Below are 23,974 nucleotides of genomic sequence, written 5' to 3' on the forward strand. Positions count from 1 at the left end.
CCTCGTCACTGGAGCAGGTAGATGACGGCGAAGAGAGCGATCCAGACGACGTCGACGAAGTGCCAGTAGTAGGACGTCACGATGGCCGTCGTGGCCTCGTGGTGCCCGAAGCGCTTGGCGGCGAAGGAGCGGCCGAGCAGGAAGAGGAAGGCGATGAGGCCGCCGACGACGTGCAGGCCGTGGAAGCCCGTCGTCAGGTAGAAGACGGAGCCGTAGGAGCTCGACGAGATGGTCAGGCCCTCGTGGATGAGCGAGCTGTACTCGAAGATCTGACCGCCGATGAAGAAGGCGCCCATGAGATAGGTGAGTGTCATCCACTCGTTCATGCCCCACTGGCCGGCCTGCCAGAGCTTGCCCGTGCGGACGGGCTTGAAGCGCTCGGCGGCGAGCACACCCATCTGGCAGGTGACGGAGGACAGCACCAGCACCGTGGTGTTGAGGAGTGCGAACGGCACATTGAGCCGCTCGGTCTCGGCGGCCCACTCGGCCGGGTCCATCACGGAGCGGACCGTGAAGTACATCGCGAAGAGGCCCGCGAAGAACATGAGCTCGCTGGCGAGCCAGACGATCGTCCCGACCGAGACCGGGTTCGGCCGGTTGACGCTCACATGCTGATGGGCGGTGGGGGCAGCAGCCGTATCGATCGTGGACACGGAGTCATTATTGCCGACTTGGGCACGGTTCTGCCCATGCCTCACGGCACTTCGGGTCCGGAAGTCCGCGGATTCTCGCGGATTCGCGCCAAAGTGCTCGCGCTTGCTGACGTTCGATGGGAGAGTGCCATGAAGAGACCACGTTTTGATGGTTCTCGACGTGACGCTCGTGTGCCACGATGCCATCAAAACGTGGTTCACCCTCGCCCCGAGGCGCGTTCTGTCGCACCCGGGGCCGCGACGGAAGGCACGACGGCATGACCGAGACCAGCCCAAGGACGAGCGGTCCGCGCATCCTGCTCTACAGCGACGACCGGACCGTGCGCGACCAGGTGCGCCTCGCTGTCGGGCCGCGACTGCGTGCGCACGCCCCCGAGATCGAGTGGGCCGAGGTCGCGACGCCGTCCGCCGTCGTCGACGCCGCCGACCGTGAGCGATGGGACCTGGTCGTGCTCGACGGCGAGGCCGACAAGGCGGGCGGCATGGGCCTGGCGCGCCAGCTCAAGAGCGAGGTCTACGAGTGCCCGCCCGTGCTCGTGCTGACCGGTCGGGCCGAGGACGCCTGGCTCGCGTCCTGGTCGCTGGCCGACGCCGTCGTGTCACGCCCGCTCGACGCGATCGCCGTGCAGGCCACGATCGCCGGCCTGTTGGCGGGCGCCCGCGTCTGAGGCGCGGACCGCGCGGCCCGGCGCCCTGGCGACCCGGTAGCGTTCGCTGTGGCCCCAGCGCCCTGCGCGGACGCGGGGGCCGGTCGTGCCCGCACCGAGAGAAGGACCAGCCGTGAGCCAGCCCGTCGTCGACACCGCCCCCGCGACCGACCCGACGCTGGCGTGGCCCGTCGTCATGAACCGGCTCGTCGTCGGCGGCGACCTCACGGCCGCGCAGGCCGCCTGGGCGATGGACGAGGTCATGTCGGGCGAGGTCTCGCCCGCTCGGCTCGCGGGGTTCCTCATGGGCCTGCGCGCCAAGGGCGAGACGGTCGCCGAGCTCGGGGGCCTGGCGACGTCGATGCTCGCGCACGCGACGCGCATCGAGGTGCCGGGCCCCACCGTCGACCTGGTCGGCACCGGTGGGGACCGCGCGCACACCGTCAACATCTCGACCATGGCGGCGATCGTGGTCGCGGGCGCCGGACTGCGCGTGGTCAAGCACGGCAACCGGGCCGCGACGAGCGCCTCGGGCGCGGCCGACGTGCTCGAGGCCCTGGGCATCCGGCTCGACCACGAGCCGGCGCGCGTCGCCCAGATCGCCGCGCAGGCGGGCATCACGTTCTGCTTCGCGACGGTGTTCCACCCGTCGATGCGCCACGCCGGCGTGGCGCGCAAGGAGCTCGCCGTGCCGACGGCGTTCAACTTCCTCGGCCCGCTCACCAACCCCGCGCTGACGAGCGCGACGGCGGTCGGCTGCGCGGACGCCCGCATGGCGCCGCTCATGGCCGGCGTCTTCGCCGAGCGCGGCACGTCCGCCCTGGTGTTCCGCGGCGACGACGGGCTCGACGAGTTCGCGGCGACCGGCGGCACCGCGGTGTGGGAGGTGCGCGACGGCGTCGTGACGCCGAGCCACATCGACGCGGCGGCCGAGCTGGGGCTGACCCGCATCACGGTGGCCGACCTGCGCGGCGCGGACGCAGCGCACAATGCGCGGGTCGCGCAGCGGGTGCTCGACGGCTCCGACCGCGGCCCTGTCCGCGAGACCGTCCTGCTCAACGCCGCCGCGGCACTCGTCGCCGACGCGACGGCGCCGGGCACCGCGCAGGGCACGCTGGTCGAGCGCCTCGCGGCGGGGATGCGCATCGCCGCGACGAGCGTCGACGACGGCGCCGCGCTGGACGCGCTTGAGCGGTGGCGCGCGGCGTCGGCCTGACGTCCGCTGGTTGAGCCGCCCGCTGGTTGAGCCTGTCGAAACCAGGGCGCCTCGAACGGGGGGGTTTCGACAGGCTCAACCACCGGGGTGGTGGGTGGTTTCGACGCGCTCAACCACCGGGGTGGGTCACTCGTCGAGGCCGAGGGCGAACGCCTGGTCGAGGTCGACGCTTGAGTAGGCGCGGAATGCGATGAGCGTCTCGGTGCGCAGCACGCCGGGCACCTTGTTGACGCCGTCGGCGATCGCGTCGGCCAGGTCCTCGTGGGCGCGCACGCGCACCATCGCGACGAGGTCAGCCTTGCCCGTCACCGAGTAGACCTCGCTGACCCCTTTGAGGTTGGCCACGCGGTCGGCGACCTCGGGGATCTTGTTGGGTTCGGTGTCGATGAGCACGATCGCGGTCAGCATGGGGCCATGGTAGTGATCCGCTGCCTGACCTCGCCCGAGACGTCGGCCAGATCGGCGTGGGACAGCGCCGAGCGCACGGGCAGCGACCACGGGGCGCTCGTGTGCACGAGCCGCACACCCGGGGACTCCAGCCAGCTCAGGACGAGCGCCGCCTCCTCGGGATGGCACGCGGGCGCCGGCGGCACCGGCGCGTCGACCGTCTCGGCCGTGGCGCGCAGCGCGTCGACCACGGGCAGCGGGTCCTGCCCCGGCAGGGTCACGGCGGTCGCCGCGAGCCGCGCGTGGCGCACGACGACGAGCTCCCACCCGCCGTCGGCGCCGGGGAGCTGTCCGGGGCCCGCGGGGGCCGGGCGGGCCGCCACCAGTTCGGCGCACGCGGCGAGCGGCGCCAGCCGCTGGGCGCGCCCCGCGCCCTGGACGTAAGCGCGCAGGCGCTCGGTGACCTGCCCCGCCTCCTCGAAGCGCTCCTGCGCCGCGAGCCGTCCGATGCGGTCCGCGAGCGCCTGGACGACGGGCGAGGGGTCGCCGGTGAGCACGTCGGCGGCCACGCGCGCGACCGTGGCGTAGGCGGCGTCGGGCGACTCGACGGCTGTGCACGGCGCCGAGCACCGGCCCATGCCCGCCAGGGCGCACGGGCTGCCGGCGGCACGTGAGACGGCGGCCAGGCGCAGCGAGCACTGGCGCAGCGGCAGCGCGTCGTGCAGTGCGTCGACGGCGGCCTGCGCGACGCGTCGCGAGCCGAAGGGGCCGATGTGCGCGGCGCCGGGGCGCACATCGCGCACGAGCGACAGGCGCGGGTAGGGCTCGTCGGTCAGCCGCACCCAGGTGTGCCGCTCGGGGTGCTTGGAGCGGCGGTTGTAGCGGGGCTCGTGCTCGGTGATCAGCCGCAGCTCGCGGACGGCCGCCTCGAGCGGCGTCGCGCACACCACCGGGGTGACGTGCTGGGCGATGCGGACCATCTCGGTGATGCGCCGCCGCCGCTCCGCCGCGGTGAAGTAGCTGCGCACGCGTCTGCGGATGTTGGTCGACGTGCCGACGTACAGCACCTCGTCGCCGGGGCCCTTGAACAGGTAGACCCCGGGCGCCTCGGGCAGCGAGTCGGCCAGGTGGCGCTTGCGGCGCACGTCGGGCGGCACCGGGTCGGCGGCCGTGGCCAGGTCCTCCAGATGGGTCACGCCCATCGCCCCGAGGCGGTCGAGCAGGCCGTGCAGCACGTCGACCGTGGCGCGCGCGTCGGCGAGCGCCCGGTGCTCGGGGGTGACCTGCGCGCGGAAGAGGCGCGCGAGCGTCGAGAGCTTGTGGTTGGGCGCCTCGTCGCGGGTGACCACGCGGCGCGCGAGCGGCACCGTGTCGACCACGGGGAAGCCCGGCCACGCGTAGCCCAGCCCGGAGGCGGCGGCCTTGAGGAACCCGACGTCGAACGGCGCGTTGTGCGCGACGAGCACGCAGTCGTGGGCCCACTCCAAGAACGACGGCAGCACCAGGTCGATCGCGGGCGCCGTGGCGACCAGCGCCGTCGTGATGCCCGTCAGGCGCGCGACGAACGCCGGGACCTCGCGCCCGGGGTTCACGAGCGACTGGAACTCGCCGAGCACCTGCCCACCGCGGACCTTGACGGCCCCGATCTCCGTGATCTGGCTGTCCGCCGCGCGGGTGCCGGTGGTCTCGAGGTCGACGACGACGAACGTGACGTCCCGCAGCGGCGTGCCCAGCTCCTCGAACGTGGGCTGGTGGCCCACGCCCGCCGCCGTGTCCTGGTGCCTCATGGCGCGAACGCTACGAGGCGCCTCCGACACGTCGGCCCGGCGCTATCGACCCGAGGCGGTCCGCCCGCGGCGCGGTCAGGCGGTGTGCAGCGAGGCCCGGTCGGCGGTCGGGGCGTAGATGCGCTCGACGTCGTCGGCGAAGTCCTTGAGCACCAGCGCGCGCTTGACCTTGAGCGAGGGCGTCAGGTAGCCGTTCTCGACCGTGAAGTCGCCGGGCAGCACCGTGAACTTGCGGATCGACTCGGCCTTGGAGACCGCGGCGTTGGCGCGCGTGACCGCCAGGTCGAGCGCGCTGAGCACGTCGGGGTCGGTCATCGCCTGGGCGACGGTGAGCTCGGGCTTGCCGTGCATCGTCAGCCAGCCGGGCAGACCCTCGGGGTCGATGGTGATCAGCGCGCCGATGAACGGCTTGTTGTCGCCGACGACGACGCACTGGCTGACCAGGGCGTGCGCGCGGATGCGGTCCTCGAGCACGGCGGGGGCGACGTTCTTGCCGCCCGCGGTCACGATGATCTCCTTCTTGCGGCCCGTGATCCTCAGGTAGCCGTCCTCGTCGAGTGAGCCCAGGTCGCCCGTGCGGAACCACTCGCCGTCGAACGCCTCGGCGGTCGCCTGCGGGTTGTTGTGATAGCCGCGGAAGATGTGGTGCCCGCGCAGCAGGATCTCCCCGTCCGGCGCCACGCGGGCCGCGCAGCCGGGCAGTTGCGCGCCGACCGTGCCGATCTTGGTCCGCTCGGGCCGGTTGACGCAGGTCGGCGCCGTCGACTCGGTCAGGCCGTAGCCCTCAAGGATCGTCAGGCCGATGCCGCGGTAGAAGTGGCCGAGGCGCTCACCGAGCGGGCCGCCGCCCGAGACGGCGTAGCGGGCGCGTCCGCCGAGCTTGGCGCGCAGCTTGCCGTACACGAGCGCGTCGGAGACCGTGTGCTGGGCCCGCAGCCACGGGGAGGGGCCGCGCGGCGTGTCGAGCGAGCGTGAGTAGGCGATCGCGGTGGCCGCCGCCCAGTGGAAGATCCGCAGCTTGCCGCCCGACGCGGCGGACTGCTCGGCGGCGTTGTAGACCTTCTCGAAGACCCGCGGCACCGCGAGCACGTAGGTCGGGTGGAACGCGCCCAGGTCGTCGACCAGGTTCTTGATGTCGGGGGAGTGGCCCAGGACGGTGCCGCTGCTGATCGCGAGCACCTCGATGAACCGCGCGAACACGTGCGCGAGCGGCAGGAAGAGCAGCGTGCGCCCACCGGCGTCGGCGAACACCTCGGGCACCTCGGGCACGGTGTTCGCGGTCAGCGAGGCGAAGTTGCGGTGCGTGAGCTCGGCGCCCTTGGGGCGACCCGTGGTGCCCGAGGTGTAGATGATCGTCGCCAGGTCGTCGAGGGTGGCGAGGCCACGACGGCGGGCGATCTCGTCGTCGGGCACCTGCGCGCCCGCCGCGGTCAACGCCTCGACGGCGCCGTCGTCGATGACGAGCACCTCGCGCAGCGCGGGCGCCTGGTCGCGGACCTCGGCGACGGTCGCGGCGTTGGCGGCGGTCTCGGCGACCACGACGCTCACCGCGGCGTCCGTGAGGATCCACTGCACCTGCTCGGCGCTTGAGGTCTCGTAGATGGGGACCGGAACGGCGCCGGCCGCCCAGGCGGCGAAGTCGAGCAGCGTCCACTCATAGCGGGTGCGCGACATGATGCCGACGGCGTCGCCGGGCTCGACGCCGTGGGCGACCAGCCCTTTGGCGACGGCGACCACCTGGGCGTCGAACTCCCGCACCGTGACCGGCGCCCAGCGTCCGCCACGCGGAACCTCGGCCAGTACGGCGTCAGGCGCCTCGCGCAGGCGCGTGCCGATGATGTCGTTGAGGTTCGAGGTGCGCGGCAGCTCGATCCGCAGCGCGCTCGTGGTCTCATCCATACTGACTCCAGTGGCAGTCGACGGTGGTGTGACGCACGATACTCGGTCTCACGCATGGTTGTGACCACCGTCACTGGGGCGAGATCGGCGCGCGGTCGGATGAGACGTGGCGCGAGGCGAGCGCCCCGGACCGCGGCGGTCCCGGCCCGTCGATAGGCTGTGGCAAGCGTCGTGCGCGAGGCGGAGCCCCGCCAGCGTCGGCGCGCGCCCCTAGCCTGTCGTGACCCGGCAGCACTCAACGACGAACGTGAGGACCTCATCCATGCATGCGATCGGTGTCGACATCGGCGGGACGAAGATCGCGATCGGCGTCGTGGACGAGGACGGGCGCATCCTGGCTCAGGTCCGGCGTGAGACCGACCCCGACGACGTCGCGAGCATCGACCGCGCCATCGCCGACGCCTGCGTCGAGCTCGGCGACCAGTACGAGGTGGGCGCCATCGGGGTCGCCGCCGCGGGCTTTGTCAGCGCGGATCGCACCACCGTGCAGTTCGCCCCCAATATCGCCTGGCGCGAGTACCCGTTGGCGAGCAAGATCGCCGCGCTGGTCGGACCGCAGGTCCCCGTCGTCGTCGAGAACGACGCCAACGCTGCCGGCTGGGCCGAGTTCCGGTTCGGCGCCGGGCGCGGCGCGTCCGACATGCTGATGCTGACGATCGGCACGGGGCTGGGCGGCGCCGTCGTCGTCGGCCGTGAGCTGGTGCGCGGACGCTGGGGTGTGGCGGCTGAGGTCGGCCACATGCGCGTCGTGCCGGGCGGGCACTACTGCGGGTGCGGGCACGAGGGCTGCTGGGAGCAGTACGCCTCGGGCAGTGCGCTCGTCCGCGACGCCAAGGCGGCCGTGGTCGCCCAGCCGCACCTGGCCGGGCGCCTGCTCGACCTCGCCGGCGGCGAGCGCAAGAGGATCAAGGGACCGCACGTGACCAAGGCCGCCCAGGAGGGCGACGCGCTCGCGGTCGCGCTGCTGGCCAAGCTCGGCCGGTGGATCGGCGAGGGCGCGGCGTCCGTCGCCGCGCTGCTCGACCCCGAGGTCATCGTCATCGGCGGCGGGGTCGCCGGAGCCGGCGACCTGCTGCTGACGCCCGCGCGTGAGGGCTTCACGGCGCAGCTGTCGGCCCTCGGGCACCGGCCCGTGGCGCGCATCGAGCTGGCCGAGCAGGGCAACGAGGCGGGCATGGTCGGCGCGGCGGACCTCGCCAGGCGCTGACCGGTCAGACGACGGCGCCGTCGTCGTCGTCCGAGGGGTCGCGGCGCTGTGGCATGCGCCAGACGAGCACCGCCACCGAGGCGAGGAATGCGAGCGCCGCGGCCGGTCCGACCCACCCGGGCACATGCGTCGCCGGAACGAACGAGCGCACGATCAGCGCCACGACCGCGAGCAGCGGGATGCCGGCCGCCCCGGCCCACGCGAGCGTCACGAGCGGGTCGCGCGAGGTGAGCACGGGCCCAGGCTCCGGTGGCTCGAAGTGCGACTCGGCGTCCTCCAACGCCTCGACCTCGGGCGTCGTCGGCCAGTCGCGCGGACCGGGTGTGCGCGCGACGACGTGTCCTGTCGTGGCGGGAGGCTCCGCCTCGGGCGCCGCGGGCGAGCGTGGTGCGCTCGTCGTGGGGCCGGGGCCGACGTCGTCCGGCGCCGCGTCGCGCTCCATCTGGCCGAGTTGGGCGACGATGTCGGCCCACCGGGCCTCGACCTCGGCGTCGCCGATGCTCGGGTCGCCGGACGCGCTCCGGGCGTCCTCGCCCTGGGTGTCGTCCTCGCGCCCCGTGCCGCCGCCTGTGCTCGTCCCGGCCATGACAACACCTTAGAGTTCATGCAGCACCGCGCGCTGCTGTTGCGCGCGGCCGATGCCGGGACGGACCGAGCCGGTACCGTGGCGGGACGTCGCCGAAGGTTCGAGGAGGACCGCTTGTTCTACTGGCTCATGAGGCACGTCGTGGCCGGGCCCCTGCTCAAGCTGTACTTCCGCCCGTGGACCAGGGGTCTGGAGAACGTGCCCAGCGACGGTCCGGCGATCCTCGCGTCCAACCACCTGGCGGTCATCGACTCGTTCGTGCTGCCGCTGGTGCTCGACCGGCAGGTCCAGTTCCTCGGCAAGTCCGACTACTTCACGGGCGCCGGGCTCAAGGGGCGGCTCGTGGCGGGCTTCATGCGCGGCGTCGGGACGATCCCCGTCGACCGTGCGGGCGGCAAGGCCAGCGAGGCCGCACTGCGCACCGGCCTGCGCGTGCTCGACCAGGGCGGCCTGTTCGGCATCTACCCCGAGGGGACGCGCAGCCCGGACGGGCGCCTGTACCGCGGCAAGACGGGCGTCGCGCGCCTCGCGCTCGAGTCGGGCGCGCCCGTGGTGCCCGTGGCCATGGTCGGCACCGACGTCGCCCAGCCGCTCGGGCGGGTGATCCCCAAGTCGATGCCCATCGGGATCGTCATCGGCGAGCCGCTCGACTTCTCGCGCTACCAGGGCATGGAGAACGACCGCTTCGTGCTGCGCGCGGTCGCCGACGAGATCGTCTACGCGATTCTGGGCCTGTCCGAGCAGGAGTACGTCGACGTCTACGCGGCCACGGCCAAGGCGCGTATCGCCACCGAGCGGGCGGCCGAGCGGCGCGCGGCCGAGCAGGCCCAAGCGGCGCAGCGCGCCCAGGAGCGCGGGCCCGAGCAGGTGGCGGAGGGCGACGGCGCGACCGCGGGGGACTGAGCCGATCGCAGTGCGCGCCGACCCGTGAGCCGGGCGCCGCGCATGCCTCTAGGATCGAGCACAGTCCAACCCCCCACCCGGAAGGTTCCAGACATGGCTGTTCGTCGCGTGGCCCTGCTCACGGCCGGCGGCTTCGCCCCGTGCCTCTCGTCCGCCGTCGGCGGGCTCATCGAGCGGTACAACGAGCTCGACCCGTCGATTGAGATCATCGCCTACCAGCACGGCTACCACGGTCTGCTGACCGGCAACAAGATCGTCATCGACGCCGAGGGCCGCAAGCAGGCGGGCATCCTGCACCGGTTCGGCGGCTCGCCGATCGGCAACTCGCGCGTCAAGCTCACCAACGTGGCCGACGCCGTCAAGCGCGGCCTGGTCAAGGAGGGCGAGAACCCGCTGACCGTCGCCGCCGAGCAGCTCAAGGCCGACGGCGTCGACGTCCTGCACACCATCGGTGGCGACGACACCAACACCACGGCCGCCGACCTGGCCGCCTACCTGCACGAGAACGGCTACGAGCTGACCGTCGTCGGCCTGCCGAAGACGATCGACAACGACGTGGTGCCGATCCGCCAGTCGCTCGGCGCGTGGACGTCGGCCGAGCAGACCGCCATCTTCGGCGAGAACATCATCGGCGAGCACCGCTCGGGCCCGCGCATGCTCATCGTGCACGAGGTCATGGGCCGGCACTGCGGGTGGCTGACCGCCGCCTCGGCCGCCGCATACCGCAAGCGCCTGGACGCCAAGGAGTTCGCCCCCGCGCTCGGCCTGACGCGCGAGCGCTGGGACATCCACGCGGTGTTCCTGCCCGAGCTGGCGATCGACATCGACGCCGAGGCCGCGCGCCTCAAGGCCGTGATGGACGAGCAGGGCAACGTCAACATCTGGCTGTCCGAGGGCGCCGGCATGCACGAGATCGTCGAGCAGCTCGAGGCCGCCGGCACGCCGCCGGCCCGCGACCCGTTCGGCCACGTGCGCCTCGACGAGATCAACCCGGGCCAGTGGTTCGCCAAGCAGTTCGCGCAGAAGCTGGGCGCCGAGAAGGTCATGGTCCAGAAGTCGGGCTACTACTCGCGCGCCGCGGCCGCCAACGCCGAGGACCTGCGCCTGATCAAGTCGATGACCGACCTCGCGGTCGAGTGCGCCCTGCGCGGCGAGCCCGGCGTCATCGGCCACGACGAGGAGGACGGCGACCGCCTCAAGGCGATCGCGTTCCCGCGCATCGCCGGAGGCAAGGCGTTCGACGTCACCCAGGAGTGGTTCACCGACCTGCTTCGCGAGATCGGTCAGCCGCTGCGCCCGGCCGCGCCCGCCGCGCACTGACCCGGACCGGTGGTTGAGCTTGCCGAGACCACCTGAGAGGGTGTCGACAAGCTCAACCACCGGAGTCGCTATGACCATCGCCGCGCAGCCCACGCACTCGCCCACCCCGACGAGGGGCGGTCCGGGGACCGACGCGCCGTCGGAGGCGATGGCGCGCGAGCTCGACGCGTTTCGGCGGTTGCCGGCGCTGCAGCAGCCGGTCTGGCCCGACCGCGCCGCGCTCGAGGCCGTGGCCACACGCCTGGGCGAGGCGGCGCCGCTGGTGCTGCCGGCCGATGCCGACACGCTGCGCTCGCGCCTGGCGGCCGCCGGGCGCGGCGAGGCCTTCGTGCTCCAAGGCGGCGACTGCGCGGAGATCTTCGCCGAGGCGAGCGCCACAAGGATCCGCAACAAGATCCGCACCATCCTGCAGATGGCGGTCATCCTCACGCACGGCGCCTCGACGCCCGTGGTCAAGATCGGCCGTCTGGCGGGCCAGTACGCCAAGCCGCGCTCGTCGGACGACGAGACGCGTGACGGCGTGACGCTGCCCGCCTACCGCGGCGACATGATCAACGGGTTCGAGTTCACGCCGCAGGCGCGCACGCCCGACCCGCGCCGACTCGAGCAGGCCTATCGCATCTCGGCCGCCACGGCCAACGTGGTGCGGGCGTTCACGCAGGGCGGGTACGCCGACCTGCGCCAGGTGCACGAGTGGAACCGCGGGTTCATGCGCAACCCCGCCTACGCGCGCTACGAGCGCACTGCCGCCGAGATCGACCGCGCCATCCGGTTCATGCAGGCCTGCGGCGCCGACTTCGACGCGCTGCGCACGGTCGAGCTGTACCTGTCGCACGAGGCGCTCGTGCTCGACTACGAGCGGGCGCTGACCCGCGTGGACTCACGCACGGGCCACGCCTACGACACCAGCGCGCACTTCCTGTGGATCGGGGAGCGCACGCGCCAGCTCGAGGGCGCGCACGTCGACTTCCTTGCGCGCGTCGCCAACCCGATCGGCGTCAAGCTCGGCCCGACGACGACTCCCGACGACGCGCTCGCGCTCGCCGCGCGCATCAACCCCGACAACCTGCCGGGCCGGCTCACGTTCGTCGCCCGGATGGGCGCGGGCAAGGTCCGCGACGTGCTGCCCGGCCTGGTCGAGAAGGTCACGGCGGCGGGCGTGTCGGTCACCTGGGTCACCGACCCCATGCACGGCAACACCATCACGTCGGGCACGGGCTACAAGACGCGGCGTTTCGCCGACGTCCTGGACGAGGTGCAGGGCTTCTTCGAGGTGCACCGGGCGCTGGGCACAGTGCCGGGGGGACTGCACATGGAGCTGACCGGCGACGACGTCACCGAGGTGCTCGGCGGCGCCGAGGCGATCGACGAGGCGGGCCTGGCGCGACGGTACGAGACCCTGGTCGACCCGCGGCTCAACCACCAGCAGTCGCTCGAGACGGCGTTCCTGGTGGCGGAGATGTTGCGCGCGCGCTGACCCGTGGCCGGTCGGCGGTGGCTCAGAAGACGGTGATCGTGACGGTCGACCCCTTGGGGGCCGTGCCGGTCGTGTCCTGGAACCGGACCCGGTCGAGCAGACCGCCGAGATAGCGGGTGACCCGTACCTCGAACCCGGCGTCGCCCAACGCCCGCTGCGCCTCGGCCGTGGGCTTGCCGACGACGTCGGGGACCTCGACGATCGGCGGGCCGGAGGACGCTGTCAGCATGACCGTGTCGAGGCGGTGGGCGGGCGCGCCACTCTCGGGCGACTGGCGGATGATGCGCCCGGCCGGCACGGTCTCAGAGGCCTCGTCGGGCGTGAACTCGACACGGAACCCGAGGTCCTCGAGCGCGGCTCGCGCGTCGTCCCGGTCGCGTCCGACCTGCTGGGTCACCGTCACCGGGGCGGGGCCGCCCGAGACGGTGAGGGTGACGACGGTGGTGTGCGGCACCTGCTCGGCGGGCTCGTGCGAGGCCGCGAGGACCTGGCCGGCGGGGACGTCGTCACTCCACTCCTGACGAGCCTCGCCGACGCCGAGCCCGGCGCTGCGCAGCGCCGCCTCGGCGTCGGACTGCGCGGCGCCCACCAGACCCTCCGGCACGGCCACCATGCGGATCCCGAGCGAGACCACGAGGTCGACCGACCCGTCCTTGCGCACGCGCTCGCCCTCGCCGGGCTGGGTCGAGACGACCGAACCCTCCGGGACGGTGTCGTCGTGCTGCGTGGTCGTCGAGACCGCGAGGCCGTGCGAGGTGAGCACGGCCGTCGCGGCGTCGAGCGTGGCGTCGTCGAGCCCGCTCGGCACGGTCGTCCAGGCGCCCGGCCCGTCCTGGAACCACCACCAGGCGCCGTACCCGGATCCGCCGAGCACGATCGCGAGCGTGAGCGTCCAGCCCACGACACGCGGCCAGCGGCGCCGGCGCGCCGGTGCGTCCGGCGCCGTGACGGCCGGGGCTGTCGGGTGGCCCGCGGTGGCGACGCGGGTGGTCGGCTGCTCGACGAGGCGCTCGGTCGCGGCGCCGTCGCCCTCCTCGCCGGGGAACCAGGCGTCGACGCCCGCAGGCGTCGGGGCGGGCGGGGGGAGCGTGAGCGCTCCGGCGAGCGGGATCGCGTCGAGCGCGTCGGCCCCGCGCCCGTCGTCGGGCTCGGCGCCGTCCCCGGGCGCGTCTGACTCGTCGGACGCGGCCTCGTCCGGGCGGGTGAAGCCCTCCGGCGGCTCGGCACGTCGGGCGAGGGCGTCCGGCTGCGTCGCCTCGACCCGCACGCGCGCCGAGCGCAGCAGTTCGAGCGCCGTCGCGGCGTCCACGGGGCGGGCGCCGGGGTCACGGGCGGTGAAGACGGCCACGAGGTCGTCGACGTCGGCGGGCAGCCAGGGCGCGCGCTGGCTCGGCGGGGCGACGTCGTCGTGCACGTGCTGGAAGGCGACCTGGATGGGTGTGGCGCCGTCGTGGGGGAGCGTGCCCGTGAGCATCTCGTAGGCGAGGACGCCGACGGCGTAGACGTCGGTGCGCGCGTCGCACGCCCCGGTCGCGATCACCTCGGGCGCGAGGTAGGCGACCGTGCCGAGGATGGTGCCGGTGGTCGTGCTCGTGACCTCGGTGACGGCGCGCGCGAGCCCGAAGTCGGCCACCTTGACGTGGCCCGCGGTGTCGGCGTGGTGGCCGTGCCCGGCCGTGATCAGGACGTTCTCCGGCTTGATGTCACGGTGGACCAGGCCCTTGGCGTGCGCGGCGGCGAGCGCCGCGAGCACCTGTTCGAGCAGGTCGAACGTGCGCGCCAGGGTCAGTGTGCCCTCCGCGCGCAGCTCGCGCCGCAGGTTGCTGCCCGGGACGTACTCCATCGTCAGGTAGCTGGTCTCGCCGTCGAGCCCCTGGTCATAGACGGCGACGACGCCCGGGTGCGTCAGGCGCGCGGCGGCGCGCGCCTCACGGCGAAAGCGCGAGACGAACGCCGCGCCGTCGACGCCGTCGGCCAGGTGTGGGTGCATGACCTTGAGCGCGACGTCGCGGTCGAGGCGGCGGTCCACCGCGAGGTAGACGGTGGCCATGCCGCCGCGCGCGATGCGCGCACGGATCTCGTACCGTCCGCCGATCAGGCGGCCGATCAGGGGGTCGGTCGTCACGATGGCCACTTCGCGATTCTACGGAGCGCGGGGCGTCGGAGCCCGGGATCGACGTTCGGCGCGCCCCACGCTCGCGCCGAACCGGGCATGCGGCGGCATAGGCTCTGCGCGTGAGCACCGACCTCGACGCCCTCATCCCGAGCTGGCTGACCCTTCCCGACCTCGCCGAGCGCCTCGGCGTCCAGTTCCCCCGGGTGCGCGCGCTGGTGCGCGACCGGGCTGTGGTCGGCGTCAAGCGCGGTGAGCGCGCCGCGTTCCAGGTTCCCGAGGCCTTCCTCGTGCCGGCCGAGGACGGTGGCGAGGAGGTCATCGCGACGCTGCGCGGCACCGTCGTGGTGCTCGGCGACCAAGGGCTGAGCGACGAGGAGATCCTCGAGTGGCTGTTCACGCCCGAGCCGTCGCTGCGTGTGGCGCCGGTCGAGGCGCTGCGCGCCGGGCGCCGGGCCGAGGTGCGCAGGGTGGCCCAGACCCTCGTGTGAGGTGTCGGCCGCCGCCGGGCTCAGGCTGCGCGGTCGACGGCCGCGAGCGCGAGCTCGCGCAGCACACCCCGGCCGGGCTCCGTGAGCCCGGCCGCCGCGTCCAGTCCCGAGGTCGCGGTCTGGGCCAGGTCGTCGATGAGCCGCTCCACGCTGGCCAGCGCCCCCGAGTCGACGACGGCGTCACGCAGCGCGGCGACGTCGTCGTCGGTCAGCAGCGGGTCGCCGAGGCGTTGGGCCACGAGCGCGCGCTGGGCGGCGTCGCCGCCCGCCATGGTCCGTGCGACGAGCACCGTGCGCTTGCCCTCACGCAGATCGTCACCGGCCGGCTTGCCGGTGACGTCGGGGTCGCCGAAGACGCCGAGCACGTCGTCACGCAGTTGGAACGCCTCCCCGAGCGGCAGGCCGACGGCGTCGACCGCGGCGACCTGGGCGGCGTCGGCGCCCGCGATCAGCGCGCCGATCACGAGCGGCTCGCGCACCGAGTAGCTCGCGGACTTCGCGCGCAGCACCGCACGCGCGCGGCCCTCGTCGGCGGCGGGGTCGTGGCCCCAGGGCTCGGCCTGGACCAGCACGTCGAGGTACTGGCCGACGATGACCTCGCTCTGCATCGCGTCGAACGCCGCGCGGACCGCGGCCGCCCGCTGCGGCGGCAGCGGGGCGAGCGCCTCGGCGATCTCGCGCTGAGCGGCGATGAGGCACAGGTCACCGAGCAGGATGGCCGCGGACTGCCCGAACCGGCCCGAGTCGCCCGCCCAGCCGGCCGCCGCATGCCGGGCCTCGAACGCACGGTGCGCCGTCGGAAGCCCGCGGCGGGTGTCGGAGGCGTCCATGACGTCGTCGTGCAGCAGCGCCGCAGCCTGGAACAGCTCGAGCGCCGCGCCCGTGCGCACCGCCGCCTCACGCTCGGGGCCCGAGGGCCCGCCGCCGTGCGCCCGGAAGGACCAGTAGGCGAACGCCGCCCGCAGGCGCTTGCCGCCGCCCAGCAGCGCCGCGGCCTGCGCCGTGAGCGCGGTCGCCTCCGGGCAGATCGTCGCGACCTGCCCGGTGAGCGACTCCAGGTGCCGTGTCACCGCCGCGTCCACGTCGGCGCGAAGGTTCTCGAGGTCGACGAGGTCAGGCATGCGCAGAGCCTATGCCAGCGCGTCGGGCCGGGGCCCAGGGCGTGACTCAGTCGGGCGGTGTCGCCACCGTGCCGCTGACGGACACGAGCCGGCTGTCGCCGTCGTCGAGCACCCCGATCAGCAGCGTCTCGATGAGGGGGCCCTCCGGCCGCTCGCTGCGGCGGGTCCACGCCGTCTGAGCGGTGAGGCCCGAGAGCGCCTGGGGCTGCGTCGGGGCGAATCCCGCGGCGGCGAGCGGGCCGCCGAGTTGCGCGAGGACGTCGTCACTCGACGCGGGCGTGGAGAGGTTGAGGGAGATGCGCGTCAGCCCTCCGTCGAGCGGCTGCGCCGAGCTGGCGATGACGGTCGCACCCTCGGGCGCCTCGACGAGCGAGCGCGGGAAGCCGTCGGCGTAGTCCCCGACGGTGGAGGACGCGTCGAAGGTGGGCAGCGCGGTGACAGCGGCGGGTGCGGTGGGCTGCTGCGAGGGCAGACCCCCGTATGGGGCGGTGTCGAGGCGGCCGGAGGGCGCCGCGGTGCAGCCGCACACGAGGCCGGCCGTGACCAGCGCCGTGACGCCGGCGGTCACGGGCGAGCGGAGGTTCACGCGCCTACCGTAGTGCGCGCGGGCCGGCCACCCTCCGCCCACCCTGGGCCCGCGCCGCACGGCGCCGTCGTCGGCCAGCCTCGCCGCCGGTCGCGCGACCGCCGCGCAACCGCGCGAGCTGGTCCCCAGGCCCGCGCCGACGACCGGGGCCCACAGGCGCCGACGGGCGTGCGCGCGCCGCCGCGCCCGAAGGGCTGGGATCGGCCCATGACACCGACGACGACGCCGAAAGCCCCCACCGTGCGGGTGCGCGACACGCGCGACCTGCTGTCCATCGTGCCGTTCGCGCTCGGCTACCGGCCCGCCGAGTGCCTGGTGGTCGTGTGCGTGCGCCGAGCCGGCGGCCTCGGCCTGGTGGCGCGCGCCGACCTGGCCGACCTGCGCCGGCCCGGGGAGCGCAGCCACGTGGCCGAGCTGGTCGCGACCCGCGCCGGACAGGACGCGACCGCGGCCGCCTACGTCATCGTCTACACCGCCGCGGACACGAGTCCTGGCACTCCGGCGCGCACCGCCGCGGACGCGTTCGCGGCCGCGCTCGACGCCGTCGTGCCCGAGCGGGAGTCGTGGGTGGTCGGCCGGCGGCGGTATTGGTCCCTCGACTGCGCCGACCCTGAGTGCTGTCCGCCTGACGGGTTCCCGCTCGACGCCCTCGAGTCGACCGAGCCCGGGGCACAGCTCGTGCTCGCGGGCCGCGCTCCCGCGCGCTCGCGCGACGAGCTGTACCGCGTCTCGCGCGCCGACGAGGCGCGCCGTGGTCTGGCGGGCCGCGCGGCGTCCCGGTGGGCTCGTGCGCGCGAGCGCGACGCGGCGCCCGAGGCGCTGACCTCGTGGCGCGCGCAGTCGTTCGACGCGTGGCGGCTGGCCGCGGAGCGTGCCGCGGGCGGTGGCGAGATTCCCGCCGCGCTGCTCGGGCGCCTCGCGGTGGCGCTCGAAGACAGGACCGTGCGCGACGCCGTCCTGCTCTGGCTCGTGCCCGGCCGCGCGGACCTCGCCGCCGCCGTGGCCGCCGGAGGCGAGGGCGACTGCGCGACCGACGCCGCGACGGGCGAGGCGATCGCGGCCGTCGTCGACCCGGCGTGCGCGTGCCTGCCCGACGAGGAGTGGGTGGCGGCGGCGACGGCGGCGCTCGAAGCGGTCGTCGCGCACGCCGCCCGACGCCGGACGGTCGCGCCGCTGACGCTCCTGGCCTTCATCGCCTGGTGGACCGGCGAGGGCTCGCGTGCCAACTACCGTCTCGCCGAGGCGCTCGCCGTCGACCCCGGGTACCGGCTGGCGCGGCTGCTCGACGCCGCGCTGGAGGCGGCGTTGGCGCCCGGATGGGTGAACGCGCGCTGCGACGCGACGTCTGCGCGAGGCGGGGGCCCCGACCTCCGGTAGCGTGCGGCACATGACGGTCGTGGTGAGCCACCTGAACAACCCCGAGGGCCGCCAAGCCCTGTCGACGGCGGTGGCGGAGGCGCGCTCGCGTGCCACGCGCCTTCTCGTCGTCGCGCCGTCGACGGCCGCGGCCGAGGGACCCGACAGCCTCGCGGAGCTGGGGGCCCGGCTCGACCAGTTCGGCGTCGAGCACGATGTGGTGACCTCGGAGGGCGATCTGGCGGAGGCGCTGGTCACCGCGGCGGCGCGGGCCCGCGCCGAGTTGATCGTCATCGGCCTGCGTCGGCGCAGCCCGGTCGGCAAGCTCATCCTGGGCTCGGGCGCGCAGCGCATCCTGCTCGACGCCCCGTGCCCCGTGCTCGCCGTCAAGTCCTGAGCCGGATCGCCTCTCGGCGCCCGTGCGGGAGGGCCCCGGGAATCATTTCGCGCGCCGCGCCGTTGTGCCTCAAATCCCCACCGCAGCGCCCTCACCGGGTGACTTCGCGGCGCGTTGTGCACTGCGTGCGTGGTCGAGCGTAGGTGTGGCGGGGTGTCGAAGGTACAATATCCGTGTCCGCCGGAGCATCGACGGTCCGAGCACGGCCCTCGGGCCACACGCACTCACCCAGGCGGAACACCGCCCCTCGAATGCCGAAAGGTCGGTTTGTGGCGTCCACGTCCCAGAGCCCCGCACAGCAGAACACCACACTTCCCCGCGAGTTTGAGCACCCAGCGCTCAAGGAGTTGCTCGCCCACGGGACAACGCAGGGTCGCGTTGACGCGGACTCGTTCCGCACCGCCTGCGAGACGGCGGGAGTCGGTGACGCCAAGCGCCTCAAGGCGGTGCTGAAGGCGCTGTCGATCGCCGGGGTCGAGGTGGGCATGCCGACCGTGACGAAGGTCGCCGCGGCCACCACCTCGCGCCGCGCCACGTCGGCGCGCGCCAAGGCGCCGTCCGCGAGCGCCGCGAAGGTCACGACGACCACGGTCGCGGCCACCGCCGTCGCCGACGGCCCCGAGGAGGGCGAGCCCGCCCGCAAGCCGGCGGCCAAGTCGGCCGCCAAGACGACGCCGCGCAAGGCCGCCGCCAAGAAGCCCGCCGCCAAGGCGGCCAAGGCCGAGTCCGACGAGGACAAGGCCGACGACGTCGAGATCGACGACGCCGACCTCGCGGTCGACGTCGAGGCGGATGTCGAGGACGTCGCCGAGGACGCGGAGGGCCAGGAGCCCGCCGAGGAGTCCGACGACAACAAGCCCGCCGCCGCCAAGCCCGCGGGCGCCGAGGAGGAGGACACCGGATTCGTCGTGTCCGACTCGGACGACGAGGACCAGCCCGCCCAGCAGGTCGTCACCGCCGGAGCGACCGCCGACCCGGTCAAGGACTACCTCAAGCAGATCGGCAAGGTCGCGCTGCTGAACGCCGAGCAAGAGGTCGAGCTCGCCAAGCGCATCGAGGCCGGCCTGTTCGCGGAGGAGAAGCTGGGCAAGGAGTTCGCCGGCTTCGACCGCACCAAGGCCGACTCCGACACGCGCCGCCTGGTGCGCGACCTGCAGTGGATCGCGCACGACGGCAAGCGCGCCAAGAACCACCTGCTCGAGGCCAACCTGCGTCTGGTCGTCTCGCTCGCCAAGCGCTACACGGGTCGCGGCATGCTGTTCCTGGACCTGATCCAGGAGGGCAACCTCGGCCTCATCCGCGCGGTCGAGAAGTTCGACTACACCAAGGGCTACAAGTTCTCGACGTACGCCACCTGGTGGATCCGTCAGGCGATCACGCGCGCCATGGCCGACCAGGCCCGCACCATCCGCATCCCGGTGCACATGGTCGAGGTCATCAACAAGCTCGCCCGCGTGCAGCGCCAGATGCTCCAGGACCTGGGCCGCGAGCCCACCCCGGAGGAGCTCGCCAAGGAGCTGGACATGACGCCCGAGAAGGTCGTCGAGGTCCAGAAGTACGGCCGTGAGCCCATCTCGCTGCACACCCCGCTCGGCGAGGACGGCGACTCCGAGTTCGGCGACCTCATCGAGGACTCCGAGGCCGTCGTGCCGGCCGACGCGGTCTCGTTCACGCTGCTTCAGGAGCAGCTGCACCAGGTGCTCGACACCCTCTCGGAGCGCGAGGCGGGCGTCGTCTCGATGCGGTTCGGCCTGCAGGACGGTCAGCCCAAGACGCTCGACGAGATCGGCAAGGTCTACGGCGTGACGCGTGAGCGCATCCGCCAGATCGAGTCCAAGACGATGTCGAAGCTGCGCCACCCCTCACGCTCCCAGGTCCTGCGCGACTACCTGGACTGACCCGCGGCTCACGCCGACGAAGGCCTGTGCCCCCAGGGGCGCAGGCCTTCGTGCGTGTCACGCGCGGCCGGGCACGGGCTCCCACGGCGCGTCGAGGACGCCGTCGGGGTCGAACTTCTGGCGCAGCTCGGTGAGCCGAGCCAACGCCGGAGCGCTCCAGGCGGCGCGCAGCGCCTGAGCGGAGCGCGCGTCGCGCGGGTCGCCCAGGTCACGGGCGGCCCCACCCGTCGTCCACGGGGACAGGGCGTCGATCAGCGCGTCGGCTCCCGCCTGCTCGACGGCGCTCGCGCGCAGGCTGAAGGCCGCGTCCCGCCCGGGGACGCACCCGGGGATGGGTGCCTGCCGGCCGAGCGCGCCGCCCTGGAGCCGCAGGCGCGCCGTCGTGCCCTGCGCCGCGGCGTCCATCGCGGCGACGACGCCGTCGAGGACGGCGTCGGGCATCGAGGCCAGGAGTGCGCCGCGCGCGGGACCGCGCTCAGGCGCAAGCTCGCGCAGGAGTCGGTGCGCGCGGTCGGCCGGGAGGTCCGCCAGCGTGCTGCGCCCGGGCGCGGGAACGGTCTCGCGCAGCTCGGCGATCAGCGCCCGCCCCTCGGCGGGGTCTCCGGCGTGGGCGAACCGCACGGCGAGCGCCAACCCCTCGCCGCCCACGGCCGTGAGCGCCACACCCGTCGACATCGACTCGGGCAGTCCGTCGAGCCACGCGCCCCAGCGGCTCAGGACGGTCGCGACGCGCGACGCCGGCCCCGGGCCGTACCACCAGGCGCCCGCGTACAGCGTCGTGAGTGGGACGAGGCCGAGGGACATACCGATCGGCACGCCGAGGCCTTCGACGCCCCCACGCAGCGCGCAGAACAGCTCCTGGTCCGTCTCCGGGCTCACGGTGCGGCAGTCGCCGTCGGGCGTGACGAGGTCGACCGAGAGCACGTGGTCGCACGCGAGTCCGAACGTCCGCGCGAGCGGGCCGACCGCCCCGGCCAGGGTGTCGGCGACCGTGGGGCGCGCCAGGTCCTCGCCCGCGAGCACCGCGAGCCGGTGGGGGGCGATGGAGGCGATGAGCCGCTCCCACGTGACGCCCGCGCCGACCTCGACGGACTGGCGGCTGGGGGTCAGCGTGGTCGTGTCGAACGCGGTCAGGTCCAGCACGTCGGCGCCGGGCCGCGCCGCCGCCGTCGTCACGCGCCGTCCGGCGGCGGCCGCGGCGCGCAGCGCACGCGTGACGTCGTCGGGCGTCGCGACCCGCAGTCGCGTCGAGCCGCCGGTGGCGGCGCGGGGGCTCGGGCCCTCGGTGGGCTCGAGTGAGGACATCTGCTCACCTCCGAGTACTGATCGTGTCGTACTCAGGAGACAGAGAGTCGAGCGCGGCCGATTCGTGACACCGATACGGCACTGGAGGCCCGCACCCCGAGGGTGCGGGCCTCCAGTGTGAGGCGGGGACGTGTCAGTGGGCGCCGTGCTCGGCCAGCAGCCGATCGGTCTCGTCCTGGATGTAGGTCGCGATGTCCGCGTAGGCCGGCGCGTGCTCGCGTGAGTGGTGCCCGCAGAACAGCAGCTCGCCCACGGGCAGGACCACGCGGACGTACGCCTGAGCTCCGCAGCGGTCGCAGCGGTCGGCGGCGGTGAGCGGTTCGGTCGTCAAAGTGGTCACAGGGGAATCCAACCATCTGCGCGCTGAGGCATTCCACGCGAGGGGGCCAGGTTCGCCAGGGGCGTAGCACGATGAGCACGCGCGCGCGTCGCGGTGGCGCGAGACGGGGTGGCGGACCGGCCGTGTCGGAGGCGTCGTCTACCCTGCAAGGCGTGACGACCACCGCCTCTCCGGAATCGAGCTACACCGCCCGGCACCTCTCCGTCCTGGAGGGGCTCGAGGCGGTGCGCAAGCGGCCGGGCATGTACATCGGGTCGACCGACTCGCGCGGGCTCATGCACTGCCTGTGGGAGATCATCGACAACTCGGTCGACGAGGCGCTGGGCGGGTTCGCCACGCACATCGGCATCGTGCTGCACGCCGACACCTCGGTCACGGTGACCGACGACGGCCGCGGCATCCCGGTGGACGTCGAGCCCAAGACGGGGCTCAGCGGCGTCGAGGTCGTCTTCACCAAGCTGCACGCGGGCGGCAAGTTCGGCGGCGGCTCCTACACCGCCTCGGGCGGTCTGCACGGTGTGGGCGCCTCGGTGGTCAACGCGCTGTCCGCGCGCCTGGACGTCGACGTCGACCGCGGCGGCAAGACGCACCGCATGACCTTCCACCGGGGCGAGCCGGGCACGTTCGCCGACGGCGCCGCCGGCGCCTCGCCCGACTCGGCCTTCACTCCGTTCACCGACCACAGCGAGCTCGTCGTGGTCGGCAAGACCCGCCGTGGCGTGACGGGCACCCGCGTGCGGTACTGGGCCGACCGCCAGATCTTCCCCAAGACGGCGGTGTTCAGCTATGACGAGCTGGTCACGCGCGTGCGCCAGACGACGTTCCTGGTGCCGGGGCTGGAGATCTCCGTGCGCGACGAGCGGGGGCTGGCGGGCACGCCTGGGGAGTCGGGCCCCCACGAGGAGGTGTTCCGCCACACCGGCGGCGCGGTCGACTTCGTCGACTTCCTCGCCCCCGACACGCCCGTCACGGCGACCTGGACGCTGCGGGGCCACGAGACGTTCACTGAGACCGTGCCGGTGCTCGACGAGCGCGGGCACATGACGCCGCGCGAGGTCAGCCGCGACTGCGAGGTCGACATCGCCCTGCGCTGGGGGACCGGGTATGAGAGCGAGGTGCGCACCTTCGTCAACATCATCGCGACGCCCAAGGGCGGGGCGCACCTGAGCGGGTTCGAGCAGGGTCTGCTCAAGGTGGTGCGCAAGCAGATCGAGGCCAACGCCCGGCGCCTGAAGATCACGGCCAAGGATGGGGGCGAGCGCGTCGAGAAGGACGACGTGACCGCGGGTATGACCGCCGTCGTCACGGTGCGCCTGGCCGAGCCGCAGTTCGAGGGGCAGACCAAGGAGGTGCTGGGCACGGCCCCCGTGCGCGGCATCGTCGCGCGCGTCGTCGAGCGTGAGCTCGGCGCGATCCTGACCTCGACCAAGCGTGACGACAAGGCGCAGGCGGCACTCCTGCTCGACAAGGTCGTGGCCGAGATGCGGGCGCGTGTGAGCGCCCGCAAGCAGAAGGAGATCTCACGGCGCAAGAACGCGCTGGAGACCTCGTCGCTGCCCGCCAAGCTCGCCGACTGCCGGTCCGACGACGTCGGGCGCTCCGAGCTGTTCATCGTCGAGGGCGACTCGGCGCTGGGCACCGCCAAGCTCGCGCGGTCGAGCGACTTCCAGGCGCTGCTGCCCATCCGCGGCAAGATCCTCAACGTCCAGAAGGCCTCGATCAGCGACATGCTGCGCAACGCCGAGTGCGCCGCGATCATCCAGGTCATCGGCGCCGGATCGGGCCGCTCGTTCGACCTGGACGGCGCGCGCTACGGCAAGATCGTGCTGATGACCGACGCCGACGTCGACGGCGCGCACATCCGCACGCTGCTGCTCACGCTGTTCTACCGGTACATGCGCCCCCTCGTGGAGGACGGGCGCGTCTACGCGGCCGTGCCGCCGCTGCACCGCGTCGAGGTCATCGGGGGCCGCGGCAAGCCCAACGAGTACATCTACACGTACTCGGAGGCCGAACTGCACGCGACGCTCAAGCGACTCGACCGGGCGGGCAAGCGCTACAAGGACGACATCCAGCGGTACAAGGGCCTGGGCGAGATGGACGCCGACCAGCTCGCCGAGACGACCATGGACCCGCGACACCGCACGCTGCGTCGGGTGCGCGCGCAGGACGCCGAGGCGGCCGAGCGCATGTTCGAGCTGCTCATGGGCTCGGACGTCGCGCCCCGCAAGGACTTCATCGTGGCGGGCGCGGGCGCGCTCGACCGCTCGAAGATCGACGCCTAA

The 23,974-nt window shown here is 73.5% G+C and carries 21 protein-coding genes; 11 read left to right on the top strand and 10 right to left on the bottom strand.

Annotated elements, in window-relative coordinates:
• Nucleotides 1-5: 5 nt before the first annotated feature.
• Nucleotides 6-653 (bottom strand): aa3-type cytochrome oxidase subunit III, encoded by a 648-nt coding sequence (gene ctaE / locus EV386_RS03725; RefSeq protein ID WP_165399829.1) that lies wholly within the window; start codon nucleotides 651-653, stop codon nucleotides 6-8.
• 257 nt (nucleotides 654-910) lie between these two features.
• Between ctaE and EV386_RS03730 the strand changes: the two genes are divergently transcribed.
• Nucleotides 911-1,321 (top strand): response regulator transcription factor, encoded by a 411-nt coding sequence (locus tag EV386_RS03730; protein ID WP_130412457.1) that lies wholly within the window; start codon nucleotides 911-913, stop codon nucleotides 1,319-1,321.
• Between the two features lie 112 nt (nucleotides 1,322-1,433).
• Nucleotides 1,434-2,516: an anthranilate phosphoribosyltransferase gene (gene trpD / locus EV386_RS03735; protein WP_242607816.1), complete on the top strand. Its 1,083-nt coding sequence runs from the start codon at nucleotides 1,434-1,436 to the stop codon at nucleotides 2,514-2,516.
• A 126-nt stretch (nucleotides 2,517-2,642) separates the two neighbouring features.
• Here the strand turns inward: trpD and EV386_RS03740 are convergent, their stop codons facing one another.
• The 3 genes from EV386_RS03740 to EV386_RS03750 all read right to left on the bottom strand — a co-directional run bounded on the left by EV386_RS03740 (nucleotide 2,643) and on the right by EV386_RS03750 (nucleotide 6,589).
• Nucleotides 2,643-2,924, bottom strand: coding sequence for an Lrp/AsnC family transcriptional regulator (locus EV386_RS03740; RefSeq protein WP_130412459.1), 282 nt, complete (start codon nucleotides 2,922-2,924; stop codon nucleotides 2,643-2,645).
• Nucleotides 2,918-4,690 carry a DEDD exonuclease domain-containing protein gene (locus EV386_RS03745; protein WP_130412461.1) on the bottom strand — a complete coding sequence of 591 codons (1,773 nt, stop codon included), beginning with the start codon at nucleotides 4,688-4,690 and terminating at the stop codon, nucleotides 2,918-2,920. Before EV386_RS03745 ends, EV386_RS03740 begins: the two co-directional genes overlap by 7 nt.
• 75 nt (nucleotides 4,691-4,765) lie before the next feature.
• On the bottom strand, nucleotides 4,766-6,589 hold the full coding sequence (locus tag EV386_RS03750; protein WP_130412463.1) for an AMP-dependent synthetase/ligase: 1,824 nt from the start codon (nucleotides 6,587-6,589) through the stop codon (nucleotides 4,766-4,768).
• A gap of 262 nt (nucleotides 6,590-6,851) precedes the next feature.
• On the opposite strand from EV386_RS03750, the gene EV386_RS03755 reads away from it, so the two are divergent.
• Nucleotides 6,852-7,796, top strand: coding sequence for an ROK family glucokinase (locus EV386_RS03755; RefSeq protein ID WP_130412465.1), 945 nt, complete (start codon nucleotides 6,852-6,854; stop codon nucleotides 7,794-7,796).
• A gap of 4 nt (nucleotides 7,797-7,800) precedes the next feature.
• Here EV386_RS03755 and EV386_RS03760 read toward each other — a convergent pair whose 3' ends face one another.
• Nucleotides 7,801-8,382 (bottom strand): hypothetical protein, encoded by a 582-nt coding sequence (locus EV386_RS03760; RefSeq protein ID WP_130412467.1) that lies wholly within the window; start codon nucleotides 8,380-8,382, stop codon nucleotides 7,801-7,803.
• Between the two features lie 114 nt (nucleotides 8,383-8,496).
• On the opposite strand from EV386_RS03760, the gene EV386_RS03765 reads away from it, so the two are divergent.
• The 3 genes from EV386_RS03765 to EV386_RS03775 all read left to right on the top strand — a co-directional run bounded on the left by EV386_RS03765 (nucleotide 8,497) and on the right by EV386_RS03775 (nucleotide 12,082).
• Nucleotides 8,497-9,285 (top strand): lysophospholipid acyltransferase family protein, encoded by a 789-nt coding sequence (locus EV386_RS03765; protein WP_242607817.1) that lies wholly within the window; start codon nucleotides 8,497-8,499, stop codon nucleotides 9,283-9,285.
• Between the two features lie 93 nt (nucleotides 9,286-9,378).
• On the top strand, nucleotides 9,379-10,605 hold the full coding sequence (locus EV386_RS03770; protein ID WP_130412469.1) for a pyrophosphate--fructose-6-phosphate 1-phosphotransferase: 1,227 nt from the start codon (nucleotides 9,379-9,381) through the stop codon (nucleotides 10,603-10,605).
• A 148-nt stretch (nucleotides 10,606-10,753) separates the two neighbouring features.
• Nucleotides 10,754-12,082 (top strand): class II 3-deoxy-7-phosphoheptulonate synthase, encoded by a 1,329-nt coding sequence (locus EV386_RS03775; protein ID WP_130416751.1) that lies wholly within the window; start codon nucleotides 10,754-10,756, stop codon nucleotides 12,080-12,082.
• A 22-nt stretch (nucleotides 12,083-12,104) separates the two neighbouring features.
• On the opposite strand, the gene pknB is transcribed toward EV386_RS03775, so the two are convergent.
• Nucleotides 12,105-14,216, bottom strand: coding sequence for a Stk1 family PASTA domain-containing Ser/Thr kinase (gene pknB, locus EV386_RS03780; RefSeq protein ID WP_130412471.1), 2,112 nt, complete (start codon nucleotides 14,214-14,216; stop codon nucleotides 12,105-12,107).
• A gap of 101 nt (nucleotides 14,217-14,317) precedes the next feature.
• On the opposite strand from pknB, the gene EV386_RS03785 reads away from it, so the two are divergent.
• A complete protein-coding gene (locus EV386_RS03785) occupies nucleotides 14,318-14,686 on the top strand; it encodes an Rv2175c family DNA-binding protein (RefSeq protein WP_130412473.1) in 369 nt (122 codons plus the stop codon).
• A gap of 20 nt (nucleotides 14,687-14,706) precedes the next feature.
• On the opposite strand, the gene EV386_RS03790 is transcribed toward EV386_RS03785, so the two are convergent.
• A complete protein-coding gene (locus EV386_RS03790; RefSeq protein WP_130412475.1) occupies nucleotides 14,707-15,807 on the bottom strand; it encodes a polyprenyl synthetase family protein in 1,101 nt (366 codons plus the stop codon).
• A 46-nt stretch (nucleotides 15,808-15,853) separates the two neighbouring features.
• Nucleotides 15,854-16,393: a hypothetical protein gene (locus tag EV386_RS18205; RefSeq protein WP_165399830.1), complete on the bottom strand. Its 540-nt coding sequence runs from the start codon at nucleotides 16,391-16,393 to the stop codon at nucleotides 15,854-15,856.
• Between the two features lie 207 nt (nucleotides 16,394-16,600).
• Here EV386_RS18205 and EV386_RS18210 point away from each other — a divergent pair, with 207 nt between their 5' ends.
• The 3 genes from EV386_RS18210 (at nucleotide 16,601) to EV386_RS03805 (ending at nucleotide 20,044) form a co-directional block, all read left to right on the top strand.
• Entirely contained in the window at nucleotides 16,601-17,770 is a 1,170-nt protein-coding gene (locus EV386_RS18210; protein WP_165399831.1) for a DUF4192 domain-containing protein, read from the top strand.
• Between the two features lie 10 nt (nucleotides 17,771-17,780).
• Nucleotides 17,781-18,146, top strand: coding sequence for a universal stress protein (locus EV386_RS03800; protein WP_130412479.1), 366 nt, complete (start codon nucleotides 17,781-17,783; stop codon nucleotides 18,144-18,146).
• Nucleotides 18,147-18,397: 251 nt separating this feature from the next.
• The gene (locus EV386_RS03805) at nucleotides 18,398-20,044 is read left to right on the top strand and encodes an RNA polymerase sigma factor (RefSeq protein WP_130412481.1); all 1,647 of its coding nucleotides are present in this window, start codon (nucleotides 18,398-18,400) and stop codon (nucleotides 20,042-20,044) included.
• A gap of 57 nt (nucleotides 20,045-20,101) precedes the next feature.
• On the opposite strand, the gene EV386_RS03810 is transcribed toward EV386_RS03805, so the two are convergent.
• Both EV386_RS03810 and EV386_RS03815 read right to left on the bottom strand, forming a co-directional pair.
• Nucleotides 20,102-21,349 (bottom strand): FAD-binding oxidoreductase, encoded by a 1,248-nt coding sequence (locus tag EV386_RS03810; protein WP_130412483.1) that lies wholly within the window; start codon nucleotides 21,347-21,349, stop codon nucleotides 20,102-20,104.
• 133 nt (nucleotides 21,350-21,482) lie between these two features.
• The gene (locus tag EV386_RS03815) at nucleotides 21,483-21,689 is read right to left on the bottom strand and encodes a DUF7455 domain-containing protein (RefSeq protein ID WP_130412485.1); all 207 of its coding nucleotides are present in this window, start codon (nucleotides 21,687-21,689) and stop codon (nucleotides 21,483-21,485) included.
• 152 nt (nucleotides 21,690-21,841) lie between these two features.
• On the opposite strand from EV386_RS03815, the gene EV386_RS03820 reads away from it, so the two are divergent.
• A complete protein-coding gene (locus EV386_RS03820; protein WP_130412487.1) occupies nucleotides 21,842-23,974 on the top strand; it encodes a DNA gyrase/topoisomerase IV subunit B in 2,133 nt (710 codons plus the stop codon).

The organism is Xylanimonas ulmi (assembly GCF_004216535.1).
Classification (GTDB): Bacteria; Actinomycetota; Actinomycetes; order Actinomycetales; family Cellulomonadaceae; genus Xylanimonas; species Xylanimonas ulmi.

Bases quoted from the DNA above. Each gene is read 5' to 3' on its own strand.
- EV386_RS03730 (WP_130412457.1), top strand. From the start codon at position 911: ATGACCGAGACCAGCCCAAGGACGAGCGGTCCGCGCATCCTGCTCTAC.
- EV386_RS03740 (WP_130412459.1), bottom strand. From the start codon at position 2,924: ATGCTGACCGCGATCGTGCTCATCGACACCGAACCCAACAAGATCCCC.
- EV386_RS03745 (WP_130412461.1), bottom strand. From the start codon at position 4,690: ATGAGGCACCAGGACACGGCGGCGGGCGTGGGCCACCAGCCCACGTTC.
- EV386_RS03750 (WP_130412463.1), bottom strand. From the start codon at position 6,589: ATGGATGAGACCACGAGCGCGCTGCGGATCGAGCTGCCGCGCACCTCG.
- EV386_RS03755 (WP_130412465.1), top strand. From the start codon at position 6,852: ATGCATGCGATCGGTGTCGACATCGGCGGGACGAAGATCGCGATCGGC.
- EV386_RS03760 (WP_130412467.1), bottom strand. From the start codon at position 8,382: ATGGCCGGGACGAGCACAGGCGGCGGCACGGGGCGCGAGGACGACACC.
- EV386_RS03770 (WP_130412469.1), top strand. From the start codon at position 9,379: ATGGCTGTTCGTCGCGTGGCCCTGCTCACGGCCGGCGGCTTCGCCCCG.
- EV386_RS03775 (WP_130416751.1), top strand. From the start codon at position 10,754: ATGGCGCGCGAGCTCGACGCGTTTCGGCGGTTGCCGGCGCTGCAGCAG.
- EV386_RS03790 (WP_130412475.1), bottom strand. From the start codon at position 15,807: ATGCCTGACCTCGTCGACCTCGAGAACCTTCGCGCCGACGTGGACGCG.
- EV386_RS18210 (WP_165399831.1), top strand. From the start codon at position 16,601: ATGACACCGACGACGACGCCGAAAGCCCCCACCGTGCGGGTGCGCGAC.
- EV386_RS03800 (WP_130412479.1), top strand. From the start codon at position 17,781: ATGACGGTCGTGGTGAGCCACCTGAACAACCCCGAGGGCCGCCAAGCC.
- EV386_RS03805 (WP_130412481.1), top strand. From the start codon at position 18,398: ATGCCGAAAGGTCGGTTTGTGGCGTCCACGTCCCAGAGCCCCGCACAG.
- EV386_RS03810 (WP_130412483.1), bottom strand. From the start codon at position 21,349: ATGTCCTCACTCGAGCCCACCGAGGGCCCGAGCCCCCGCGCCGCCACC.